The following is a 19,763-nucleotide window of genomic DNA, read 5'->3' as shown; positions in this document are numbered from 1 at the left end:
GGTCGGGATATTCCGATATAAAGAAAGCTTTATGTCTCGTTTCCTTAGCGCCTGAAACGCCGTGCCGCAACCAGCGAAAACAGAACAAATCCAAGTGCCCAGATGGCCGTCAGCCAATGGCCCAGCCGCGCGAACAGGGTCGGCGGCAGAGCCTGCGGCACGTAGCCGTCGATGCGGGCCGCCCGATGCATCCCGATATGGTCGCGGACCACGCCCTTCGCGTCGATCACCGCGCTGATCCCGGTGGTGGTGGAGCGCAGCACCGGCAGCCCCTCCTCGATCGCACGCATCCGCGCCTGGCCGAGATGCTGGGGCGGCCCCCACGCGCCGAACCAGCCATCGTTGGAAGGATTGAAGATGTAATCGGGCCGGTCGCTGCGATCCACGACCTCGCCCGAAAACACGATCTCGTAACAGATCTGCATCCCGGCCTTGCCCCAGCGCCCCAGATCGAGCGTGCGCGGACCGGGGCCGGGGATGAAATCGATCGACCCGGCGACGAGCCGCGTCATGCCGAGCGGTTCGAGGAGCGAACGCATCGGCAGATATTCGCCGTAAGGGACCAGATGGGCCTTCGAATACCGCTCGCCGATCGTGCCGTCCGCCGCGATCGGGGCGATGGCGTTATAAGCGCCGACTGCCTTTTCGTATCCGTCGACCTCGCCGATTTCGAGATCGACCATGCCGGTCAAAAGCAGGCTGTCCGCGCCGATGGCATATCCGATCCGGCGACGGGCGAAGAGGGGATCGCCCGCGACGGTCATGCGGTCATAATAGCGCTGGGGATAGCCGGGGCGCAGATAGTCGGGCACCGCCGATTCGGGCCAGAGCACCAACCGCCGGTCGAACTCGCGGTTGGGCTGCGACAGGCGGTGCAGGGTGAGGAATTGCTGTTCGAAATTGCTCGGATCGTCGAGCACTTCCTGGCGCAGATCGGGCTGGACCAGCGTCATCGCGAGATCGGAGGATCGTTCGGCGGGCTGGGGAAGATACATGCCGAGCGCCATTAGCGCCGTCGCCCCGCCCAGCACCGCATAGCGGCGCTCCTGCACCAGCCACAGCGCCAGCCCGCTTGCCAGCGCCACCACGCCCGACAGCGCATAGGTCCCGAACCAGGGCAGCAGCAGCGCAAGGCCCGGCCGCGCGAACGGGCCGACCCACATCAGCGAAAGCGGCCCCCAGACATAGCCGGTGAAGACCCAGCTTCGCAGCCATTCGGTGATGATCCATGCGCCTGCGAAGGCGAGCGACCAGACCGGAATCGACCTGTTCCGCGCGAGCAGATGCGCGCCCATCACGGCGAGCGCCGGATAGAATGCGAGATAGACCGAAAGAAGAGGCACCGCCGCCCAACCCAATATAGCGGGCATTTCGGCCTGATAGGTAAAGGCCGTGGCGATCCAGTTATTGGTGAGCGTGAAATGGGCGAACCCGAACAGCCACCCGCGCAGCAGCGCTTCGCGCCAGCTAGCGGCGCCCATGCCCAGCCAGACCAAACCGGCCAGCCCCGCCATGGCGAGCGGCCATATTTGCAAGGGCTGGAACCCGGTCGCGGCGACAAGGCCGAAACCGAGGGCGGCGAGCCGGGGATGAGCCACCAGCACGCTGCCCGCGCGGTTCGCTAGAGCCTGCATCGCGATCGCAATCCGCCGCCAGTCCGCCGGTTCAGCCCGCCTAGTCAGCCTGCGACGCTTACCTTGTCGTCATCCTGCGGCTGCGGCTTGCGAGCGCGCGGTGCACGCTTGGCCTTCGGCTTGGCGCTCCCCTCGTCGCTGTCGGAGCTTCCGATCGACGGCGGCAAGGCGGCCACGTCGATTTCGGCCGAAGCTTCCGCATCCACCTTGCGCTTGCGCGGCGCGCGCTTTTTCGGCGCCTCGTCCGCATCGGCGTCTGCACGGTTATCGGCTCGGGCGTCGCGCAGGAAGGGATTGTCTTCCTGTTCGAAGCGATCCTCGCCCGTCGGCGCATCGCGATCGGTCTTGCGCGGACGGCCGCGAGCGGCGCGCTTCGGCGCGTCTTCGCCACTAGAATCGGAACGCGCATCGGAGCGGTCATCCGCACGTTCGGCCTGGCGATCGCCGCCGCGCTCGTTCTGGCGCCCGCCGCGTTCGCGCCGCGAGGGTTTGCGCCCGTCGTTACGCCCGTCATTGCGATCATCGGCGTGAGTGTCGCCGCGCGTATCCTCGTCGACGTCAGAATCGCGATCGTCGCGATCCTGGCGATTATTGCCGCGCGCCTCGTCCTGGCGCGCCTTGTTGTCGGCGATCACGCGGAAATAATGATCGGCGAACTGGAGATAATATTCCGCCTGCACCCGGTCGCCATTATGCTGCGCGTCCTGGGCAAGCTTCTTGTACTTGTCCAGAAGCTGCGGCGCATTGCCCCGCGCGCGGCTGTCGATCCGGTTGCCCGAATTCGCGCCGCCCTGATTGCGATTACCGCGACCGCGACGGCGGTTATTGTTGTTGTTGCGATTGTTGTTCAAGGAATAACGTCCTCATTCATGGCGCGGCGCGGACTGTGTCCACTCTAAGCCGCGTGACCCCTCATGCGCCGAAACCGCGATCGCAGGACTTGCCAGATTGCAAACCTGGCAGTCGCGAGACCTGGGCGCGGGCCGCATTTTCCGATCTTTCTGCACGGTCCGCGAAGCAAAGCGCTTCACACCAGAACTGCATATGTCGGAGCCGGGCCAGCGGGACGAGCGCGTCGCACTCCGTTGGCCTGTGCCCCAAGGGGTAGTGCCTCCCGCCCGGTTTGCCAAGCCCTTATCGGTTTAATCCCCGCGTCATCACCAGCGCCCGCGCGCGCCCGGCGAGATCGCGGCGGAGCGTGGCCGAATAGCCCTCCGCCTCCGCCAGCGCAGTGACCGCATCGGCCTGTCTAGTCCCGATCTCGAATACCGCCGCTCCGCCATCTTCCAGCAGCGCATCGATCTGCGGCAGCAGAATGCGGTAATCGTCTAACCCCTCCGGTCCCGAAAAGAGGGCAGAATGGGGCTCGTGATCGCGCACCGAGGGATCGAGCGGTGCGCCCTCCTCGACATAAGGCGGATTGGCGAGAATCAGGTCGAACGTGCCCAGATCGTCCGCCCACCCCGCCTGGGTCCAGTCGCGCCGCAAGAGGTGCGCGCGCTCCGCCACTCCCAGCGCCTGCGCATTTTCCTGCGCGACGAGAAGTGCGGCCTTGCTAGCGTCCACCCCCACCCCCTCGGCCTCCCCTTCCGCCAGCACGGTCAGAAGCAACGCGCCCGTGCCGGTCCCGCAATCGAGCACGCGCCGCGCATCGGGCCTGATAGCGAGCGCGGCCTCGATCAGCGTCTCGCTGTCACCGCGCGGGATCAGCGTGTCGGGGGTGACGCGGAACCGCCGCCCGTAAAATTCCGCCTCGCCGAGGATGTAGGCGACCGGCTCGTGTGCCAGACGGCGTTGCAGCAGCGGCGCGAAGGCGGTGGGGACCGGATCACGCAAATGGCGCAGCAACAGGTCCGACCGCGAAACACCCAAGGCATGGGCCATCAGCAGCTCGGCGTCGAAGCGGCCCCACTCGACCGCCAGCCTTTCGGCCGCTTCGCGCAGTGCCCCGCCCACGGTCACGCCCCCGGTTGCACTCACGGGTCCTATTCCGCCAGTGCCGCCAGCCGCTTCGCCTCGTCTTCCGCGATCAGCGCGTCGATCAATTCAGCGAGACCCGGCCCGGCGACGATTTCGGGAAGCTTGTGCAGCGTCAGCCCGATGCGATGGTCGGTCACGCGGCCTTGGGGGTAGTTGTAGGTGCGGATGCGCTCCGATCGGTCGCCCGATCCGACCATGGCCTTGCGCGCTTCGGCTTCCGCGCCCTGCGTCGCCTCGCGCTGCGCTTCGTAGAGGCGGGCGCGCAGAACCTGCATGGCCTTTTCGCGGTTCTTGTGCTGGCTGCGCCCGTCCTGGCAGGTGACGACCGTTCCGGTCGGCAGATGCGTGATGCGGATCGCGCTGTCCGTGGTGTTGACGTGCTGCCCGCCCGCGCCGGACGCGCGATAGGTGTCGATCTTCAGCTCGGTCGGATCGATCTGGACGTCGACCGCGTCGGGTTCGGGCAGGACGGCGACCGTCGCGGCGCTGGTATGGATGCGCCCGCCGCTCTCGGTTTCGGGAACGCGCTGGACACGGTGGACGCCGCTTTCGAATTTCAGCTTGGCGAAGACGCCCGTGCCGGTCACGTTGGCGACGATTTCCTTGAAGCCGCCTACTTCCGATGCGCTCATGCTGACCGGCTCGACTTTCCAGCCGCGCTCGGCGGCGTAGCGCTCGTACATCCGATAGAGATCGCCCGCGAACAGCGCCGCCTCGTCGCCCCCGGTCCCGGCGCGGATTTCTAGCATTGCGGGCTTCGCATCGGCGCTGTCGCGCGGCAGCATGGCTACGGCGAGCTGGCGTTCGGCCTCGGGCAGCTTCGCGCGGATCGCGGCAAGCTCCTCTTCTGCCATCGCCTTCATCTCGGGATCGGCGAGCATGGCCTCCAGTTCAGGCATTTCGGCGCGCATCGCCTTCACTTGCGCCGCGATCTTGGCCACCGGCTCCAGCTCGGCATAGTCGCGGCTCGCCTGGACGAAGGCGTCGCCCTCGAGCGTCCCCGACGCCATGCGCGCCTCGAGCTCGGCGAAGCGATGGGTAATCTGGTCGAGGCGTTCGGCGGGGATGGTCACGATGGTCTCTTCATTCGTCATCCCGGCCTTGAGCCGGGATCGGGCTTACGCGCGGTGCAGCGGGAAAGGAAGCTGGACCCCGGATCAAGTCCGGGGTGACGCCTCATTTATGTTCTTCAAGAGACTGTCTCTTATCTCACCGAGAATTCGATCTCCGGTCTCATCTACAGCTTTCATACCAACGTCTTCGACACCATCGACGATATTGAGCGTAACCACCAGGCTGGGAGACAGCTTCATTGCCTTGTCATAACGCTTGCGCGGCGACCCGCTCGCAAAAATCTCCGACGCAAACCCATCGGCTCTGAAAGATGCTAGGAGGGACTGGGCAGTCGAGATCATGCGATCGTCTTCGACTACGAAACTTACCAGCGCCTCTTTCCTATCTCTCTCGCCAACCAACATCGCCAGCCGCTCGATCCCCGCCGCCCATCCGACCGCCGGAGTCTCGGCGCCGCCGAGCGATTCCATCAACCCGTCATAGCGCCCGCCGCCCAGCACCGTGCTCTGGCTGCCCAGTTTCGAGGCGGCGTCCGATCCCTCGTCAGGGATGAATTCGAAGGCGGTGTGGCGGTAATAATCGAGGCCACGCACGAGGCTTTCGGCGCGCTGCCATTTGACGCCCGCCGCATCGAGGCCGCTGGTCACCGCGTCGAAGAAGGCGCGCGCCTCGTCGGACAGAAACGCATCGATCTTCGGCGCATCGGCGACGAATTTCTGGTCCCTGCGATCTTTACTGTCGAGGATACGCAGCGGGTTCTTCCCCAACCGCTCCTGCGATTCCTCGCTGAGTTCGTCCCTAACGCTGCGGAAATGCTCGACCAGCGCATTCCGCCAGGCCTCGCGCGTGTCGGCATCGCCGAGCGTGTTCAAATGCAGCGTGACGCCCTTGATCCCGAGTTCCTTCAGCAGCTGGTCCGCCATCGCGAGCAGCTCGACATCAGCCTGAGGCTCTGCGGCCCCGACGATCTCCGCGTCGATCTGGTGGAACTGGCGATAGCGGCCCTTTTGCGGGCGTTCGTAGCGGAAGATCGGCCCGTGGGTCGTCAGCTTGACCGGCGCGTGCTGCTGCCAGCCATTCGTCAGGAAGGCGCGCGCGATCCCGGCGGTGAATTCGGGGCGCAGCGTCAGCGAATCGCCGCCGCGATCCTCGAACGTGTACATCTCCTTCGAGACGATATCGGTCGTCTCGCCGATGGAGCGGGCGAACACTTCGGTCTTTTCGAACACCGGCATCTCGACCCGGCGGAAGCGATAGAGCTTGCGCACGCGCTCGAAGGTTTCGACCACGAAGGCGAAAGCGTCGGCATCGGGGCCGAAAATGTCCTGCGTCCCGCGGATGGCCTGCGGGGTTTTCTGGGAAGATTTGCTCATGCCCGCGCCCCTAGCGCGTTCGCGACACGCGGAAAAGGCGCAGCGCGAGGACAGAGGGCAGGCCTTTGACGAGGACCCGCAAAGGGTCCGGGTGGCTTGCAGCCGCACGGGTCACGCCGTATGGGCGCGCGCGACCTCTCGCGCGAACCGGCCCGGCAAGCGCCCCCATTCAAAAGGTATCGGCAAACCCATGCGCATCGACCTGATCCCGACCGGCGACAATCCGCCCGAAAGCCTCAACGTCATCATCGAAGTCCCCACCGGGGGCGAGCCGGTGAAGTATGAATTCGACAAGGAAAGCGGCGCGCTGTTCGTCGACCGCATCCTCCACACGCCGATGCGCTATCCGGCCAATTACGGCTTCGTGCCGCATACCCTGTCGCCCGATGGCGACCCGCTCGACGCTCTGGTTATCAGCCGCAGCCCCTTCATTCCGGGCTGCGTGGTGCGCGCCCGCCCGATCGGCGTGCTCAATCTCGAAGACGAGCATGGCGGCGATGAAAAGCTGGTCTGCGTGCCGATCGACACGACCTTCCCCTATTATTCGGATGTCGCCGAAACCAAGGATCTGCCGAGCATCATCTTCGCGCAGATCGAACACTTCTTCACCCACTACAAGGATCTCGAGAAGGAGAAGTGGGTGCGGATCGGCAATTGGGGCGATGCGGCGGAAGCCAAGCGCATCATCCTCGAATCGATCGAGCGCGAGAAGCAGGCGAAGGGCTAGGCCCCGAGGGTCATTCCACCGGGCGCGAGTGGTCGAGCAGGTCCTTTTCCTGCCCGCTGCCGCCCGCCCGGCGTTCCTCTTCAACCATTTCCGAAATCTCGCTCACCGGGCGCACATCCTCGTCCGCTTCGGTGACGGTGATCTGGCGCACGCGCCTGGGTTCGGGAGCGGACGCCTCGGCTGGCGCTTCACCTTCTCGTTCGGCGATATTCTCGAAGGGTAGCGAGGCGCTGCGCGGGTCGAAGCGCAGGCGGTAGATCGGTTCGGGGAGGCCGAAGCCCGCCTCTTCCAGCGCCGTCTTCACCGCGGGAATCGCTCGGCTCTGCGCCTTCCACCAATCCGCCTCGCGCTGGTCGATCCAGGCGAGGAAGCGGATCACGACATTGGAATCGCCGACCTCGATGATGCGCGCCTCGGCGGGCGGATCGTCGAGCACGAAGTCGAGGGCACCCAGAGTCTCCCGCCCCAATTTGCGCGCCGCCTGCGCATCGTCGTCCGCATCGACGCCGAGGTCGAATTGGAAGCGGCGCTGGGGATTGGTGGTGAAATTGGTGATCACCGCCTTGAACACCTGCGCATTGGGAATGCGCAAGTGATTGCCTTCCAAAGTCATCAGGATCGTCGCGCGGCTGGTGAGGCGGATAACCCTCCCCTCGAGATCGTCGATCAAGACCAGATCATTGGCGCGAAACGGCTGGCGCAGGCTCAACATCAGCGAGGCGACGTAGTTCTCGATCGTGTCGCGCATCGCGAAGCCCAGCGCGATGCCGATCACGCCCGCCCCGCCCAGCACCGCGCCCAACAGGGCGCTCGCCCCGATCATGTCGAGTGCCACGACCACGCCGCCCACCACGAAGGCGAAGCGGATGGCCGAAGCGATCAGTTCGGCAAGGAAGGAATTGGGCGCGAGCCGGTGCCAGACCCCGGTCAGCCCGGCGATGAGATAGCCGATCCCGCCGATGACCAGCGCGACGACGATCGCAAGCCCCATTAGCGGCAGCAGGGCCAGAAAATCGTCGATCTGGCTCTGAAGATTGCCGAGCCCGCCCGCGCTGCCGACCGACACGTCGCGCTCGATCGCATTCTCGACAGTGACCACGCCCGCGATCCGTCCGACAATGGTCTCGGCGCGCGCGACGTCGTCCTGCGTGGGAACCGTGCCCTGAAGCGAGACCACGCCCTGCTGCACCTCGACCGTGACATTCGCGAAGGCGGGCAGTTCGCCGAAAATGCCGCGAATGCGATCGGCGATGCGCGCGTCCGAACCCGCTTCCTGGGTATCGTCGATGGTCTGCTGGGGCGTCGGGCTCGCGGTCTCTTGCGGGGTCTCGGGCGCAGCGGGCAGCATGGCGGCCACGGGAGCGCAGGCGAGAGCGGCAGATATCGCCGCCAGCAGAGTGAATATGCCGCGCTTCATCGCCATTCTCCTCACGATCCGGCCACGGTCATGCCGTCGACCCTGACCGTGGGTACGTCCAGCGCCCGGAAACGCTCCAGATCATCCGCCGGGACGAGCGCGCGGATCATGTCGAGCAGATTGCCCGCGACGGTGATTTCGGCCACCGGCCCGGCGATTTCGCCGTTCACGATGCGAAAGCCCGACGCGCCGCGGCTGTAATCGCCGGTGACGAGATTGACGCCCTGTCCGAACAGATGGGTGACGTAGAGCCCTTCCGAAATATCGGCCATCAGATCGGCGGGGCTCACGGCGCCCGCTTCCATATAGACATTGCTCGGCGAGACGCCGGGAGCGCCGCCGCCGCCACGCGCGGCATGGCCGGTCATGGGGCGATCGAGCTGCCGGGCGGACGCGCGGTTCGTCATCCAGCCGAAGATGCGCCCGTTCTCGACCAGCGCGCGCGGGGTGCATTCCAGCCCCTCCCCATCGAAGGGGCGAGAGCGTGGTCCGCGTACAAGCAGCGGATCTTCTAGGATGCGAATTGCGGGCGCGAACAGCTCCTCGTCTTCATGGCCGATCAGGAAGCTCGCCTTGCGCGCCACTGCGGACCCGCTCATCGCGGAGAGGATGTGGCCGACCAGGCTGCCACCGACGCGCGGGTCGAAGACGACCGGTATCCTGCCGCTCCTGACCGTGCCCGGATCGAGCCGCGCCACCGCGCGTCGGCCCGCTTCGGCTCCGATCTCGGTGGGATCGGGCAGGTCCGCCGCATGGCGCGCGCTTCTGAAATGGCTGTCGGTCTGCATCCGTCCGCCCTCGCCCGCGACGACACTGGCCGAGATCGCATGGCCGCTCCCCTCGTACCCCCGCGCGAACCCAGTCGATGTCGCGAGAGCGACGACGCTGTGCGAACGGCTCGCACCGCCGCCATTGGAATTGGTGACGCCGGGGACGGAACGCGCCGCATCCTCCGCCTCCAGCGCGCGCTCGCGCAGCTGTTCGGGAGGACATTCGCGCGCGTCGAAAAGGTCGAGATCGGGCATTTCGCCGGAGAACAGACGGTCCTGCGGCGCGAGACCGGCATAGGGGTCCTCCGGTGCGATCCTCGCCATTGCGAGGGCACGTTCCGCCAGGGCCTCGAAGGCCTCGGGGCTGAAATCGCTGGTATGGATAGAGGCGGATCGCTGGCCCATAAAAACCCGCAACCCGATCGATTCGCTTTCCGACCGATCGACCGATTCCAGCTTGCCCAGCCGTATCTCGACCCCTTCGGACGCATCGGCGCGCATGACGGCATCGGCTGCGTCGGCGCCCATCCGGCGCGCCATCGCGATCAGGTCCTCGCAGCGGCTCAGCGCCGTATCGCTATCGATCATGCACGCTCAACTCCGGACCACGCCAATAGGGTCCGGTTAGGGTGGTGGAACCGACGGCGCAACCGCGCCCCTGTGGTCAGACGATCGCCTTGAACCCGTATGTTATCGCGAAGGGAAGGCCGATCGCGAGCGACCACAGCATCGCCTGATCGCGGCGGAAATCGCCTGTCAGGGCCGGATCGGCGGCGTGAGCGTCGTCGAGATCCTTCCAGCGCTTCTCGAACCAGCGGCAGGCGGGAATGATCGCCCCCACCAGCAGCACCAGCAGGAGGTAGGGCAGGATCGAGGGCATTCCCTCGCTCAACGCCTTGGTGGTCACGAAAATCTGCAGCGCGGTGTAGACGATCAGCGCGAGCGCGACATTGTCGCTCATGCTCTTGCGCCAGTCCTTCGCCCTCGGCCGATGCGCCACCGCATTCGCGTGGCGATAGGCCCTGTCGTCGATCGCCTTACCCATAGCGCTCTCCCCTTCATCCTCTGTCCCGACTCGAAATATTTCAGAAACAAAGGGGAATGGCAAGTTTACGCCCTTTTCGCCGTATTCGCCGGACAGGAAATTGCCCGCTCATTCTTCCGAAACACCCATGCAGGTTTCCTGCCAAATGCCCTTCAGATCGGACCGGCGGGGTTTTCAGTCGTGCCCTGTGCATCTAAGGCGAAACGCATGAGCGACAGTGCAGCAAGCGATTTGCAACGCGAGGAACTGGCCGAAGAGGCCGTGGCCGATGCCGCCCCGCCGATCCCGCAAGGCGGGCTAGAGGTCATCTCGATCGCCAAGAGCTACGACAAGCGCAGCGTGCTGAGCGACATTTCGCTCACCGTCGGCAAGGGCGAGGTGCTCGGCCTGCTCGGCCCCAACGGCGCGGGCAAGACCACCTGCTTCTATTCGATCATGGGCCTCGTCCGCCCCGATGCGGGCCGCATCCTGATGGATGGGGAGGATGTGACCAAGCTGCCCATGTATCGCCGCGCGATCCTGGGTCTCGGCTATCTGCCGCAGGAAACCAGTATCTTTCGCGGGATGACAGTGGAACAGAACATCCGCTGCGTCCTCGAAATGGTCGAGCCCGATCCGGCGACGCGCGCGGCGGAACTGGACCGGCTGCTCGACGAATTCGGCCTCACGCGCCTCAGGACCAGCCCCGCCATGGCGCTGTCGGGCGGGGAACGGCGGCGCGCGGAAATCGCTCGCGCGCTGGCGGCCAAACCGTCGATCATGCTGCTCGACGAACCCTTCGCCGGGATCGACCCGCTGTCGATCAGCGACATCCGCGACCTCGTGAAGGATCTGAAGACGCGCGGTATCGGCGTCCTCATCACCGATCACAATGTGCGCGAGACGCTGGAGATCGTGGATCGCGCCTGCATCATCTATGGCGGCCAGGTCCTGTTCGCGGGCACGCCGCAGGACCTGGTCGCGGATGAGAACGTCAAGCGGCTCTATCTGGGCGAGAATTTCACGCTGTGATCCCGCCGACCGGATAATCCCATGGCGTTGAGCCCCCGCCTCGATCTCAGGCAGACCCAGTCGCTGGTGATGACGCCGCAATTGCAGCAGGCGATCAAGCTGCTGGCGCTGTCCAATCTCGAAATAGAAGCCTTTGTCGGCGAGGCGCTGGAATCGAACCCGCTGCTCGATATCGGCGAGGTTCGCCACGAGAAGGGTGCCGACCAGAGTGGGGGGGATGAAGGGGCCGCACCCTCCGAGCATGAGAGCGATCCCGGCCCCGACGGGTCCGAAGCGCTCGATATCGAGAGCCATGCGGTCGATCCCGAAGCCGGTCCCGCCGATATCGGCGACTGGGGCAAGGCCGGGTCCGGCGGGGGAGCGCTGGGCGAGGACGGCGTGCCCGATCTCGAAAACCGCTCGTCCGACGGGCCGAGCCTGACCGAACATCTCGAAGCGCAGATCGGCGGCGAAGCGCGCGACGCCCGCGAAGCGCTGATCGCCCTCAGGCTGGTCGGCGAGTTGGACGAGGCGGGCTATCTCGTCACCGATCTGCGCGAGATCGCGGAGGATCTCGGCGTGCCGCTGGCGGAGGTGGAGCGCGGGCTGGATCTCGTCCAGCGGCTCGACCCGACGGGCGTCGGCGCGCGCGATCTCGCCGAATGTCTCGCCCTCCAGGCGCGCGAGGCGGACCGCTACGATCCGTGCATGGCGCGCCTGATCGACAATCTCGAACTGGTCGCACAGGGCGAGGTCGCGCGGCTGAAACGGCTCTGCCAGGTCGATGACGAGGATTTCGCCGACATGCTCGGCGAGTTGCGCGAATACGATCCCAAGCCGGGCCTGCGCTTCGGCGGCACCACCGAAACCGGGATCGTGCCGGACGTGCTGGTCGCGCCGGACGGCACGGGCGGCTGGACGATCCGCATCAACGAAGCGAGCCTGCCCCGCCTCGTCGTGAACCGCGAATACTATGTCGAACTGAAGGGCGGCGCGCGCGACAAGAAGGCACTGTCCTGGCTCAACGAGCAGCTGAGCGAGGCCGACTGGCTGATCCGCGCACTCGACCAGCGGCAGAAGACCATCCTCAAGACCGCCGCCGATATCGTCAAACGCCAGGACGGATTCTTCCGTCAGGGCGTTTCCGCGATGAAGCCGCTGACCTTGCGCGAGGTGGCCGAAAGCATCGCCATGCACGAAAGCACCGTCAGCCGGGTGACGAGCAACAAATACCTGTCCTGTCCGCGCGGTACGTTCGAGCTGAAATATTTCTTTTCGAGCGGCGTCGGCGCGGCCGACGGGGAAGGCGCGAGTTCCGAAGCGATCAAGGCCCGCATCAAGGCGCTCATCGATTCGGAAGATTCGAAGAAGGTCCATTCGGACCAGAAACTGGTCGATCTGCTGAACGCCGAAGGCTTCGATCTCGCGCGGCGGACGGTCGCCAAATATCGCGAGGCGATCGGCATCGGATCCAGCGCCCAACGCCGCCGGGCCAAGAAACTGCAAGGTTTGTGAAGGAGTTTTTGTTGTCCGCACGCCTCCGGCGCGCGATATCCTCGCGCCTTCGGCGCTGCGGGCGGGCGGTCGCCCTTGCGGACCGTTCCGGTCCGAGCTCCGCCACCAAGCCTTAAGGCCGGGAATGGTCCGGTCCGCGACCAGCGGACCGCAAGGCCACGCGGCCGCCCCGCAGGTGCCCCGTAGCGCAGCGAAAGGAACAGCGCCGAGGACGAGCCCGCGGAGGCGGGCTCGAAACACAAGGACTCAAACCCGCGCCGTCATGCCCAAACTTCTCCGACCAAAACATCACACTCAAAAAGGTTAACGCCCTTTACCCGCCGTTAACCTTTTCCGTTCAGAAGATGCGTGGTTAATAAGGCAGGATCCGGTGCGGCGCATCGCCACGCACTTGATCCATTCGGGGCACACGGCTTTCGGTCTGGCTGAAAGCATGTCATCCTCGGGCTAGAGGGGAACACCCATGCGCGTTTTGCTGATCGAAGATGAACCGACCACCGCCAAGGCGATCGAGCTCATGCTCACCACCGAAGGCTTCAACGTCTATTCGACCGATCTGGGCGAAGAGGGCCTCGATCTGGGCAAGCTGTATGATTACGACATCATCCTGCTCGATCTGAACCTGCCCGACATGCATGGGTATGACGTGCTCAAGAAGCTGCGCGTCGCCAAGGTGCAGACGCCGGTGCTGATCCTGTCGGGCATTTCGGAAATGGATTCCAAGATCCGCAGCTTCGGCTTCGGCGCCGACGATTACGTGACCAAGCCCTTCCACCGCGAAGAGCTGGTGGCGCGCATCCACGCCGTCGTCCGCCGGTCCAAGGGCCATTCGCAATCGGTCATCCGCACCGGCAAGCTTGCCGTCAATCTCGACGCCAAGACGGTCGAGGTCGATGGCGCCCGCGTGCATCTGACCGGCAAGGAATATGCGATGCTGGAGCTGCTCTCGCTTCGCAAGGGCACCACGCTGACCAAGGAAATGTTCCTCAACCACCTTTATGGCGGCATGGACGAACCCGAACTCAAGATCATCGACGTCTTCATCTGCAAGCTGCGCAAGAAGCTCAGCCACGCCTGCGGGGGCGAAAACTATATCGAAACCGTCTGGGGCCGCGGCTACGTGCTGCGCGATCCCGACGAGGCGCAGGAAGCCGCCTGATCGTCTTCCCGGTTCCGGCCACGCTTGCGGTCGGCCAGACCACCAGATTCCTTCGCTTGGACGCGAGAGACGCCCGGTGCCTGTCACCGGGCGTTTTTCTTTAGCGGCTCCCAAGTTTTTCCCCGTAGTCCGATCTCGCGGCGCGGCGTATCTGGCGGCTTCCCCTCGCCGAAAGATACGCGCGCATGGAAGTGTTCGGTTTCGACCTGTTCAGTTACGACTGGGCCGGCCTCCTCCCCTTCATCCTGATCGGTTTCGCAGCGCAGATGATCGACGGCGCGCTGGGCATGGCGTTCGGGGTCATCACCAACACGCTGCTGGTTGGCGTGATGGGCGTACCGCCCGCCATGGCCTCCCAGAGGGTTCACGTGGTCGAATGCTTCACCACCGCCACCTCGGGGATCAGCCATCTGCTGAACGGGAATATCGACAAGAAATTGTTCTTCCGCCTGCTGATCCCGGGCGTGATCGGCGGCGTCACGGGTGCCTATCTCCTCAGTTCGATCGACGCGGCGACGATCAAGCCCTTCGTACTGCTCTATCTGGCGGGGATCGGGATTTATCTGCTGGTGCGCGGCATCGTCTATCCGCCCACCAAGCGCGAGGCGAAGCATGTCGCGCCCCTCGGCCTTGTCGGCGGCTTCCTCGATGCGGCGGGCGGCGGCGGCTGGGGGCCGGTGGTCACCAGCAATCTGCTGATCCAGGGGGCGGAACCGCGCAAGGTGGTCGGCACGGTCAATTCAGTCGAATTCTTCCTGACGATCGCGATCTCGGCGACCTTCATCTTCCATCTCGGCATTGCCGATCTGGCCGGCGCGACCGCAGGCCTGCTGATCGGCGGCGTGATCGCCGCGCCGTTCGGGGCGCTGGCGGCCAAGCATTTCAGCCCGAAACTGATGCTGGTCCTGGTCGGTTTCGTGTTGACCGCGACGAGCCTCTATGGGGTGTGGACCGCGCTGACCTGAACAGGCTAGGGCGCGCGGCCATGACGGCACACAAAGAAGGCGATCCCACCACGCTGAACCGGCTTTACGGCCGATCCATCGGCAAGCCGCTGCGCGCCCACCAACAGGGGCTGGTTGACAATCTGCTGCCACAGATCGCGGTGCCGGACGAAGGCCCGGTGACGGCGGAGCGCCTGTTCGGCGATTCGCGTCCCCTTCATTTCGAGATCGGCTTCGGCGGCGGCGAGCATCTCGCCTATCGCGCCGACCTGCTGCCCGATCACGGTTTCATCGGGGCCGAGCCCTATGTGAACGGTGTCGCGCAGTGCCTCGCGCAGATCGAGGAAGAGCGGCTCGGCAATATCCGCCTGGTGCATGGCGATGCGCTTCAGGCGCTGGCGCGCGTGCCCGATGGGGCACTGACCATGGCCTATCTCCTCCACCCCGATCCCTGGCCCAAGGCCAAGCACGCCAAGCGCCGGATGATGAATGATGGCCCGGTGCGGATGATCGCGGACAAGCTGAAGCCCGGCGGGGAATTCCGCTTCGGGACGGATCATCCGATCTATCTACGCCACGCGCTGATGGTGATGCGCCGCTTTACCGATGCGTTCGAATGGCTGGTCGAGGATCGTGCGAGCTGGGAAAACCGCCCCTCGGGCTGGTGCCAGACACGCTACGAGAAAAAGGCCCGCGAACAGATGGGCCACGAAGTCTGGTACTTTCGATTCAGGCGACGCTAGACTACGCTGATGTTGTAAAAACAACGACTTAGCGCAAAACACTTACGCCAGAATTGCCTCCAATTCGCCCCTTTTTCCGCTTGCGTGATTACCCGGTGATTGCCAGAAAAGGCCACGAGGTATCGCATGGCAACAGGAAAAATCAGCAAGCGCGCGGTCGATTCGCTCCCGGTTGGACCAAAGGAAAACTATCTTTGGGACACCGATCTCAAGGGCTTTGGCGTCAAGATTACAACTGCTGGATCAATCAGTTACATAATCCAGTTCCGAATGGGCGGACGAGAAGCGAAGACCCGTCGTTTCACGATCGGATCACATGGATCGCCTTGGACACCGACTACTGCACGCTTGGAAGCTGAGCGATTGTTGGTGATTGTTGCGCAGGGCATTGATCCGGTTGATGCGGAAAAGCAGCGCCGCCGGGAAGCTGTCGACCTCGCCTTCTCGAATTACGCTGACCTCTTCACTCGCTCCTGCAAACGCGAGGGATGGCGTCGCCTCGTGGAGCGATCCATTCGCCTCTACCTCAAGCCCACATTCGGAATGAAGGCGCTGCCAGCGATTACGAAGATCGACGTCGTTTCGGTTCTCGATCAGATGCCGCCCAAGCAGGTGGCAAACCGGCGAAATGTCTTTGCCGTTATGCGCCGCCTGTTTCGCTGGGCCGTCAGTCGCGGAGATATCGATCGCAATCCGATGGAGGGCATGGAAACGCCGCCTCCGGTCAAGCCACGAGAGCGCTGGCTCAAGGATGGCGAACTCCGCCATATCTGGAATGCGGCGCCGGAATGTCATCGCTGCTTTGGTCCAATTGTCAGGCTTCTGATCGTAACCGGACAGCGCCGTGAAGAAGTCTCCGGGATGCACTGGCAGGAGCTCAGTCGCAGCGAAAGATTATGGACCCTGCCCGGATCTCGAACCAAGAACGGAGAACCTAACTCCATTCCCCTCAACGATCTTGCAATCGCCGAGCTCGACCGGGAGGCTCGCGGCGAGAGGTGGCCGCGTAAGGGCCGTGTTTTCGCGACAGCTAGCGGGGCGGGCTTTACGGGATACGCCAAAGGGAAGGTGAAGCTCGACAGCCTGATCGAGGAACGTTGCGAAGAGCCGCTCGAAGCCTGGCGCCTTCATGATCTACGACGAACCCTCGCAACGAACTTCCAGCGGCTTGGCGTTCGGTTTGAAGTCACCGAAGCCGTTCTCAACCATGTGGGCGGATCTCGCGCCGGAGTCGCCGGCATCTACCAGCGCCACGACTGGAAGGACGAAAAGCGCCAGGCGCTCGATGCCTGGAATGACCACCTCGCGACGGTTCTGTCCGAGAGTGGGGAGACGACCTAAAATATTGGCGAGGGCTAGGGCGTCTGCTGGTTCAAACGTCCGACAAGAGCGGGTACCAGATCCTCAATGTGTTGATGATATGCGCGTACCGCTCGGTTTGAGCCATCGAACCCTTGCTGCGCTTTTCGCTCAATTTGCTCAAGGGCATGCGGCGCGCCAGGCCAAATCACCGGCTCGAGTTCACGTAGCGGATGGAGTCTGTCGCTAATGCGTTCGACCAAATGTACGCGAAACCGATTGCCTGAGCTTGCCGCGATGTCTCTGAAGGCGCGCGCCAATCGGTCGGCATAAGCACCTCGCGTGTCGTTTGATCCTTCGTTGATTGTCAGTGATTTGTGATCGTTGTCGGGAGCCTGCTCCAAAAGCAGGGCGTTGACTTGCAGAATGTCGCGCAAGGCCTGTTCGGTAAGCAGCGGTACGCGAAATCCTTCGCCGGGCGTGAGGTCGACCAGCCCTTCACCGACAAGCTGGTTCAGGCTGTCTCTTACCGGCGTCATGCTCACTCCGAAATCGTCAGCGAGTCGCATCGCCTCAAGCTTCGTACCGGCCCGGAAGCGCCCTTCCAGCAATGCATCTTTCAACCGCCTGTACGTAGGCTCGAGGACGTGAGCGGGACTCATCGTCCGCCGCGGCGCGTCTTGGCGAACTCACGAACCGCTTCTTTCTGGTCGGGGCGCAGACTATCGGTTGCCTGAGGGAATTCGGGCACCTTGTCGCTCAGCAAAACCGACGGGCATTGCCCTTCGAAATTACCCAGGTTCGGACGGTGCTGCACATATCCGGCGAGCTCGGCGAGTTCGGGAGAGAACTCTTTTGCTACTGCTGGTGGATAGGCCAGCCAGAGATTCTCGTAGGGTTTGAGCCAGCCGAGACTGTAGCCGATTACGACACCGCGGCGGACATCCTCGGTCTGGTTTGGTCCCGCTCCATGGACGGTGGAGCCGAGAAAGCAGATCGCATCGCCGGGCTTGCAAACAGCTACTATGGGATCGTCGAGACTTTCGAGATTGTCGACAGGCTTCCTGTGCGTCCCGGGGTAGATGCGTGTCGCGCCATTGAGGCGAGTAAATTCGGTCAGCGGCCAGATGACGTTGAGAAGATATTCGTGATCGCCCTTGCGGCCTGTCCACATATCCTGATCGCAATGCGGAAACTGTTCTATCTCGCCGGGATGGATCGCGATCGCCTGGGCGACATTGAGCTGTATCCGGTCGCAGGCGCTGCCGAGAATTGCGCGGGCGAGCGATAGGACTAGCGGCTGCAGGACTAGATCGCCTGCGACCTGCGACCGGCGAAGCAGGCTTCCAAACCGTTTGGTCCGATGGCCATAGAAGTCTCCCTTGCCGAGGGGCGCCTGCGCAAATGCACCTTCCAGGTCGGCATCGAGTGCGGCGATCTGTTGCTCGGCGACAAGCTGCGGAATGATGCAATAGCCATCCTCTTGCAGCTGATCGAGCCAATGCGCCTCCCTCGGCCCAGTCATGCTGCCAGCTCCATGCCGCCATAGGCTTCCGGCTTAGGATTGCGGCAGTAGATCCCTGCGTTGGCGAGTTGCGCGCGTGTATCTTGGTCGATGTCGATCCGAAGAGCGACAAGCTGCTGCCCATCGATAGAAACGCACGGTCCAAGCTGCTGGCAGCGCCAGCCGAACTGGGCGATCTGACGGAACCAGGGCACTGGGGCGACCGCCGAATAACCAGAGATCCCTTCCGATATTGCAAAATCGGCGAGTGCGGAGACGAGCTGGTTGCGGACACTCCGGCGATCAGCGCGCGGCAACGTGGGATCGATACAGAATCGGGTAATCTCGCGAAATGCCTCATCCTGCGGAACAGGTCCGGTGCACAGCTGCGGAAAGAGATCGCGTAAGATATGAGGTCCATCAGAACGCAGGAGCCGGGCCGATGCGCGATGCTCGCACTTTTCGCCGGTGAGGACGAGATAGGCGGCCGAGGGCGTATCGAACTGGTCGATTTCAAAGGTCCCGTCGAGCACCGGAACGTCCCACCCAAGAAGATCCACGAACACGCGCTTGCGCGCCTCGAACATGGCGCGAAGTGCCGGATCGACCAAGTTTGCACCATTTATACCGCTGCTTTGCTGCATGAAGATTACCTGTGAACTTGATGACTGCTCGCATCTCATCAAATCCGGATAGGCAGCGACATACCAAGAACTGGGGAGGGCCACATCTGGCGCTCTACAGGGGAGAGTTTACTGGCCATCCCACCTTTGCGATGAGCGTCAGCGTTTGAAAATCATCAAGATACGACAGGTATCTTATCGGTCCGATTCTGTTCATCCCGGGAAGGTCACAAGCTGGCTATGAATGCAAAAGTCATCACGAATTTCCAGCTTGGCAGCCGCGAATCCTCTTCGGCGCCGGATGTCTTGCCCCTGGCTAAAGAGCATGCGCTGCAATCCGCCGGAGCCGCTTTCCATGCGCTCGCCGACACCATGCCGCAGATGGTATGGTCGACTCTTCCCGACGGCTCCCACGATTATTACAATGCGCGCTGGTATGAATTCACGGGTGTCCCTGTCGGATCAACCGACGGCGAAGGATGGGCCGGGATGTTCCATGAGGATGACCAGGCCGACTCATGGAAGAAATGGAATCACAGCCTCGCTACCGGCGAACCGTACGAGGTTGAATATCGCCTGCGGCATCACAGCGGTGATTATCGCTGGATGATCGGTCGTGCGCTGCCGATCCTCAACGAGCAGGGTGATATCCAGCGCTGGATCGGCACTTGCACGGATATCGACGAGCAGAAGCGCACCGCCCTCCAAAACGAAATCCTGAGCCAGGAGCTCAGCCATCGCATCAAGAACATCTTCGCGATTGTTTCCGGTTTGATCAGCCTGACTGCGCGCGCAAATGAAGCGTTCGGCGAAGCGTCGCGCGACTTGCTAGGCCGGATTTCCGCGCTGGGGCGCGCGCACGAATTCGTCCGGCCGCACAGTGAAAAGTCCCAGCCCGAGGGCAAAGAAGTGACCCTCGCCACGCTGCTTGCGACGATCTTCGAGACCTATCCTGCCTTTTCCGAA

General features: G+C 63.6%; 19 protein-coding genes. 8 read left to right on the top strand and 11 right to left on the bottom strand.

Annotated elements, in window-relative coordinates; translation table 11 throughout:
- Positions 1-44: 44 nt before the first annotated feature.
- From lnt to hisS, 5 genes are all read right to left on the bottom strand, one after another.
- Positions 45-1,634, bottom strand: coding sequence for an apolipoprotein N-acyltransferase (gene lnt / locus GRI47_RS13590; protein ID WP_160661920.1), 1,590 nt, complete (start codon positions 1,632-1,634; stop codon positions 45-47).
- A gap of 44 nt (positions 1,635-1,678) precedes the next feature.
- Positions 1,679-2,485, bottom strand: coding sequence for a DUF4167 domain-containing protein (locus GRI47_RS13585; RefSeq protein ID WP_160661919.1), 807 nt, complete (start codon positions 2,483-2,485; stop codon positions 1,679-1,681).
- A gap of 283 nt (positions 2,486-2,768) precedes the next feature.
- Positions 2,769-3,614, bottom strand: coding sequence for a peptide chain release factor N(5)-glutamine methyltransferase (gene prmC / locus GRI47_RS13580; protein WP_337190704.1), 846 nt, complete (start codon positions 3,612-3,614; stop codon positions 2,769-2,771).
- A gap of 5 nt (positions 3,615-3,619) precedes the next feature.
- The gene (prfA, locus tag GRI47_RS13575; protein WP_160661973.1) at positions 3,620-4,687 is read right to left on the bottom strand and encodes a peptide chain release factor 1; all 1,068 of its coding nucleotides are present in this window, start codon (positions 4,685-4,687) and stop codon (positions 3,620-3,622) included.
- 84 nt (positions 4,688-4,771) lie between these two features.
- Positions 4,772-6,061 (bottom strand): histidine--tRNA ligase, encoded by a 1,290-nt coding sequence (gene hisS, locus GRI47_RS13570; RefSeq protein WP_160661918.1) that lies wholly within the window; start codon positions 6,059-6,061, stop codon positions 4,772-4,774.
- Positions 6,062-6,251: 190 nt separating this feature from the next.
- Here hisS and ppa point away from each other — a divergent pair, with 190 nt between their 5' ends.
- On the top strand, positions 6,252-6,788 hold the full coding sequence (gene ppa, locus GRI47_RS13565; protein ID WP_160661917.1) for an inorganic diphosphatase: 537 nt from the start codon (positions 6,252-6,254) through the stop codon (positions 6,786-6,788).
- Positions 6,789-6,798: 10 nt separating this feature from the next.
- Here the strand turns inward: ppa and GRI47_RS13560 are convergent, their stop codons facing one another.
- The 3 genes from GRI47_RS13560 to GRI47_RS13550 all read right to left on the bottom strand — a co-directional run bounded on the left by GRI47_RS13560 (position 6,799) and on the right by GRI47_RS13550 (position 10,020).
- Positions 6,799-8,205, bottom strand: coding sequence for a mechanosensitive ion channel domain-containing protein (locus tag GRI47_RS13560; protein ID WP_160661916.1), 1,407 nt, complete (start codon positions 8,203-8,205; stop codon positions 6,799-6,801).
- 11 nt (positions 8,206-8,216) lie between these two features.
- A complete protein-coding gene (locus tag GRI47_RS13555; RefSeq protein ID WP_160661915.1) occupies positions 8,217-9,563 on the bottom strand; it encodes a TldD/PmbA family protein in 1,347 nt (448 codons plus the stop codon).
- 76 nt (positions 9,564-9,639) lie between these two features.
- Positions 9,640-10,020 carry a hypothetical protein gene (locus GRI47_RS13550; RefSeq protein ID WP_160661914.1) on the bottom strand — a complete coding sequence of 127 codons (381 nt, stop codon included), beginning with the start codon at positions 10,018-10,020 and terminating at the stop codon, positions 9,640-9,642.
- 207 nt (positions 10,021-10,227) lie between these two features.
- Here GRI47_RS13550 and lptB point away from each other — a divergent pair, with 207 nt between their 5' ends.
- The 6 genes from lptB to GRI47_RS13520 all read left to right on the top strand — a co-directional run bounded on the left by lptB (position 10,228) and on the right by GRI47_RS13520 (position 16,712).
- Complete coding sequence (gene lptB / locus GRI47_RS13545) at positions 10,228-11,031, top strand: LPS export ABC transporter ATP-binding protein (protein ID WP_160661913.1); 804 nt, start codon at positions 10,228-10,230, stop codon at positions 11,029-11,031.
- A 21-nt stretch (positions 11,032-11,052) separates the two neighbouring features.
- Positions 11,053-12,525, top strand: coding sequence for an RNA polymerase factor sigma-54 (rpoN, locus tag GRI47_RS13540; RefSeq protein WP_160661912.1), 1,473 nt, complete (start codon positions 11,053-11,055; stop codon positions 12,523-12,525).
- 463 nt (positions 12,526-12,988) lie between these two features.
- Positions 12,989-13,684, top strand: coding sequence for a response regulator transcription factor CtrA (ctrA, locus tag GRI47_RS13535; protein WP_067682610.1), 696 nt, complete (start codon positions 12,989-12,991; stop codon positions 13,682-13,684).
- A 185-nt stretch (positions 13,685-13,869) separates the two neighbouring features.
- A complete protein-coding gene (locus tag GRI47_RS13530) occupies positions 13,870-14,649 on the top strand; it encodes a sulfite exporter TauE/SafE family protein (protein ID WP_160661911.1) in 780 nt (259 codons plus the stop codon).
- Between the two features lie 20 nt (positions 14,650-14,669).
- Positions 14,670-15,371 carry a tRNA (guanine(46)-N(7))-methyltransferase TrmB gene (gene trmB / locus GRI47_RS13525; RefSeq protein ID WP_160661910.1) on the top strand — a complete coding sequence of 234 codons (702 nt, stop codon included), beginning with the start codon at positions 14,670-14,672 and terminating at the stop codon, positions 15,369-15,371.
- Between the two features lie 126 nt (positions 15,372-15,497).
- The gene (locus GRI47_RS13520) at positions 15,498-16,712 is read left to right on the top strand and encodes a tyrosine-type recombinase/integrase (RefSeq protein ID WP_160661909.1); all 1,215 of its coding nucleotides are present in this window, start codon (positions 15,498-15,500) and stop codon (positions 16,710-16,712) included.
- Between the two features lie 14 nt (positions 16,713-16,726).
- Here the strand turns inward: GRI47_RS13520 and GRI47_RS13515 are convergent, their stop codons facing one another.
- Genes GRI47_RS13515 through GRI47_RS13505 form a run of 3 tightly spaced genes read right to left on the bottom strand, consistent with a single transcriptional unit; the run spans position 16,727 to position 18,818 of the window.
- Positions 16,727-17,293: a GntR family transcriptional regulator gene (locus GRI47_RS13515; RefSeq protein WP_230279203.1), complete on the bottom strand. Its 567-nt coding sequence runs from the start codon at positions 17,291-17,293 to the stop codon at positions 16,727-16,729.
- Positions 17,294-17,328: 35 nt separating this feature from the next.
- On the bottom strand, positions 17,329-18,195 hold the full coding sequence (locus GRI47_RS13510) for a phytanoyl-CoA dioxygenase family protein (protein ID WP_160661908.1): 867 nt from the start codon (positions 18,193-18,195) through the stop codon (positions 17,329-17,331).
- Positions 18,192-18,818 carry an acyl-homoserine-lactone synthase gene (locus tag GRI47_RS13505; protein WP_050775909.1) on the bottom strand — a complete coding sequence of 209 codons (627 nt, stop codon included), beginning with the start codon at positions 18,816-18,818 and terminating at the stop codon, positions 18,192-18,194. Before GRI47_RS13505 ends, GRI47_RS13510 begins: the two co-directional genes overlap by 4 nt.
- 285 nt (positions 18,819-19,103) lie before the next feature.
- Here GRI47_RS13505 and GRI47_RS13500 point away from each other — a divergent pair.
- A partial coding sequence (locus GRI47_RS13500; RefSeq protein WP_237452834.1) for a PAS domain-containing protein occupies positions 19,104-19,763 on the top strand: 660 nt, incomplete at its 3' end.

Origin of the sequence: Qipengyuania pelagi (assembly GCF_009827295.1) — a bacterium.
GTDB classification, from domain to species: Bacteria; Pseudomonadota; Alphaproteobacteria; order Sphingomonadales; family Sphingomonadaceae; genus Qipengyuania; species Qipengyuania pelagi.
Note: the sequence above shows the minus strand (reverse complement) of the source record. Positions and strands in the feature narration are given on the sequence as shown.

Bases quoted from the DNA above. Each gene is read 5' to 3' on its own strand.
- lnt (WP_160661920.1), bottom strand. From the start codon at position 1,634: ATGCAGGCTCTAGCGAACCGCGCGGGCAGCGTGCTGGTGGCTCATCCC.
- hisS (WP_160661918.1), bottom strand. From the start codon at position 6,061: ATGAGCAAATCTTCCCAGAAAACCCCGCAGGCCATCCGCGGGACGCAG.
- ppa (WP_160661917.1), top strand. From the start codon at position 6,252: ATGCGCATCGACCTGATCCCGACCGGCGACAATCCGCCCGAAAGCCTC.
- GRI47_RS13560 (WP_160661916.1), bottom strand. From the start codon at position 8,205: ATGAAGCGCGGCATATTCACTCTGCTGGCGGCGATATCTGCCGCTCTC.
- GRI47_RS13555 (WP_160661915.1), bottom strand. From the start codon at position 9,563: ATGATCGATAGCGATACGGCGCTGAGCCGCTGCGAGGACCTGATCGCG.
- GRI47_RS13550 (WP_160661914.1), bottom strand. From the start codon at position 10,020: ATGGGTAAGGCGATCGACGACAGGGCCTATCGCCACGCGAATGCGGTG.
- lptB (WP_160661913.1), top strand. From the start codon at position 10,228: ATGAGCGACAGTGCAGCAAGCGATTTGCAACGCGAGGAACTGGCCGAA.
- rpoN (WP_160661912.1), top strand. From the start codon at position 11,053: ATGGCGTTGAGCCCCCGCCTCGATCTCAGGCAGACCCAGTCGCTGGTG.
- ctrA (WP_067682610.1), top strand. From the start codon at position 12,989: ATGCGCGTTTTGCTGATCGAAGATGAACCGACCACCGCCAAGGCGATC.
- GRI47_RS13530 (WP_160661911.1), top strand. From the start codon at position 13,870: ATGGAAGTGTTCGGTTTCGACCTGTTCAGTTACGACTGGGCCGGCCTC.
- trmB (WP_160661910.1), top strand. From the start codon at position 14,670: ATGACGGCACACAAAGAAGGCGATCCCACCACGCTGAACCGGCTTTAC.
- GRI47_RS13520 (WP_160661909.1), top strand. From the start codon at position 15,498: ATGGCAACAGGAAAAATCAGCAAGCGCGCGGTCGATTCGCTCCCGGTT.
- GRI47_RS13510 (WP_160661908.1), bottom strand. From the start codon at position 18,195: ATGACTGGGCCGAGGGAGGCGCATTGGCTCGATCAGCTGCAAGAGGAT.
- GRI47_RS13505 (WP_050775909.1), bottom strand. From the start codon at position 18,818: ATGCAGCAAAGCAGCGGTATAAATGGTGCAAACTTGGTCGATCCGGCA.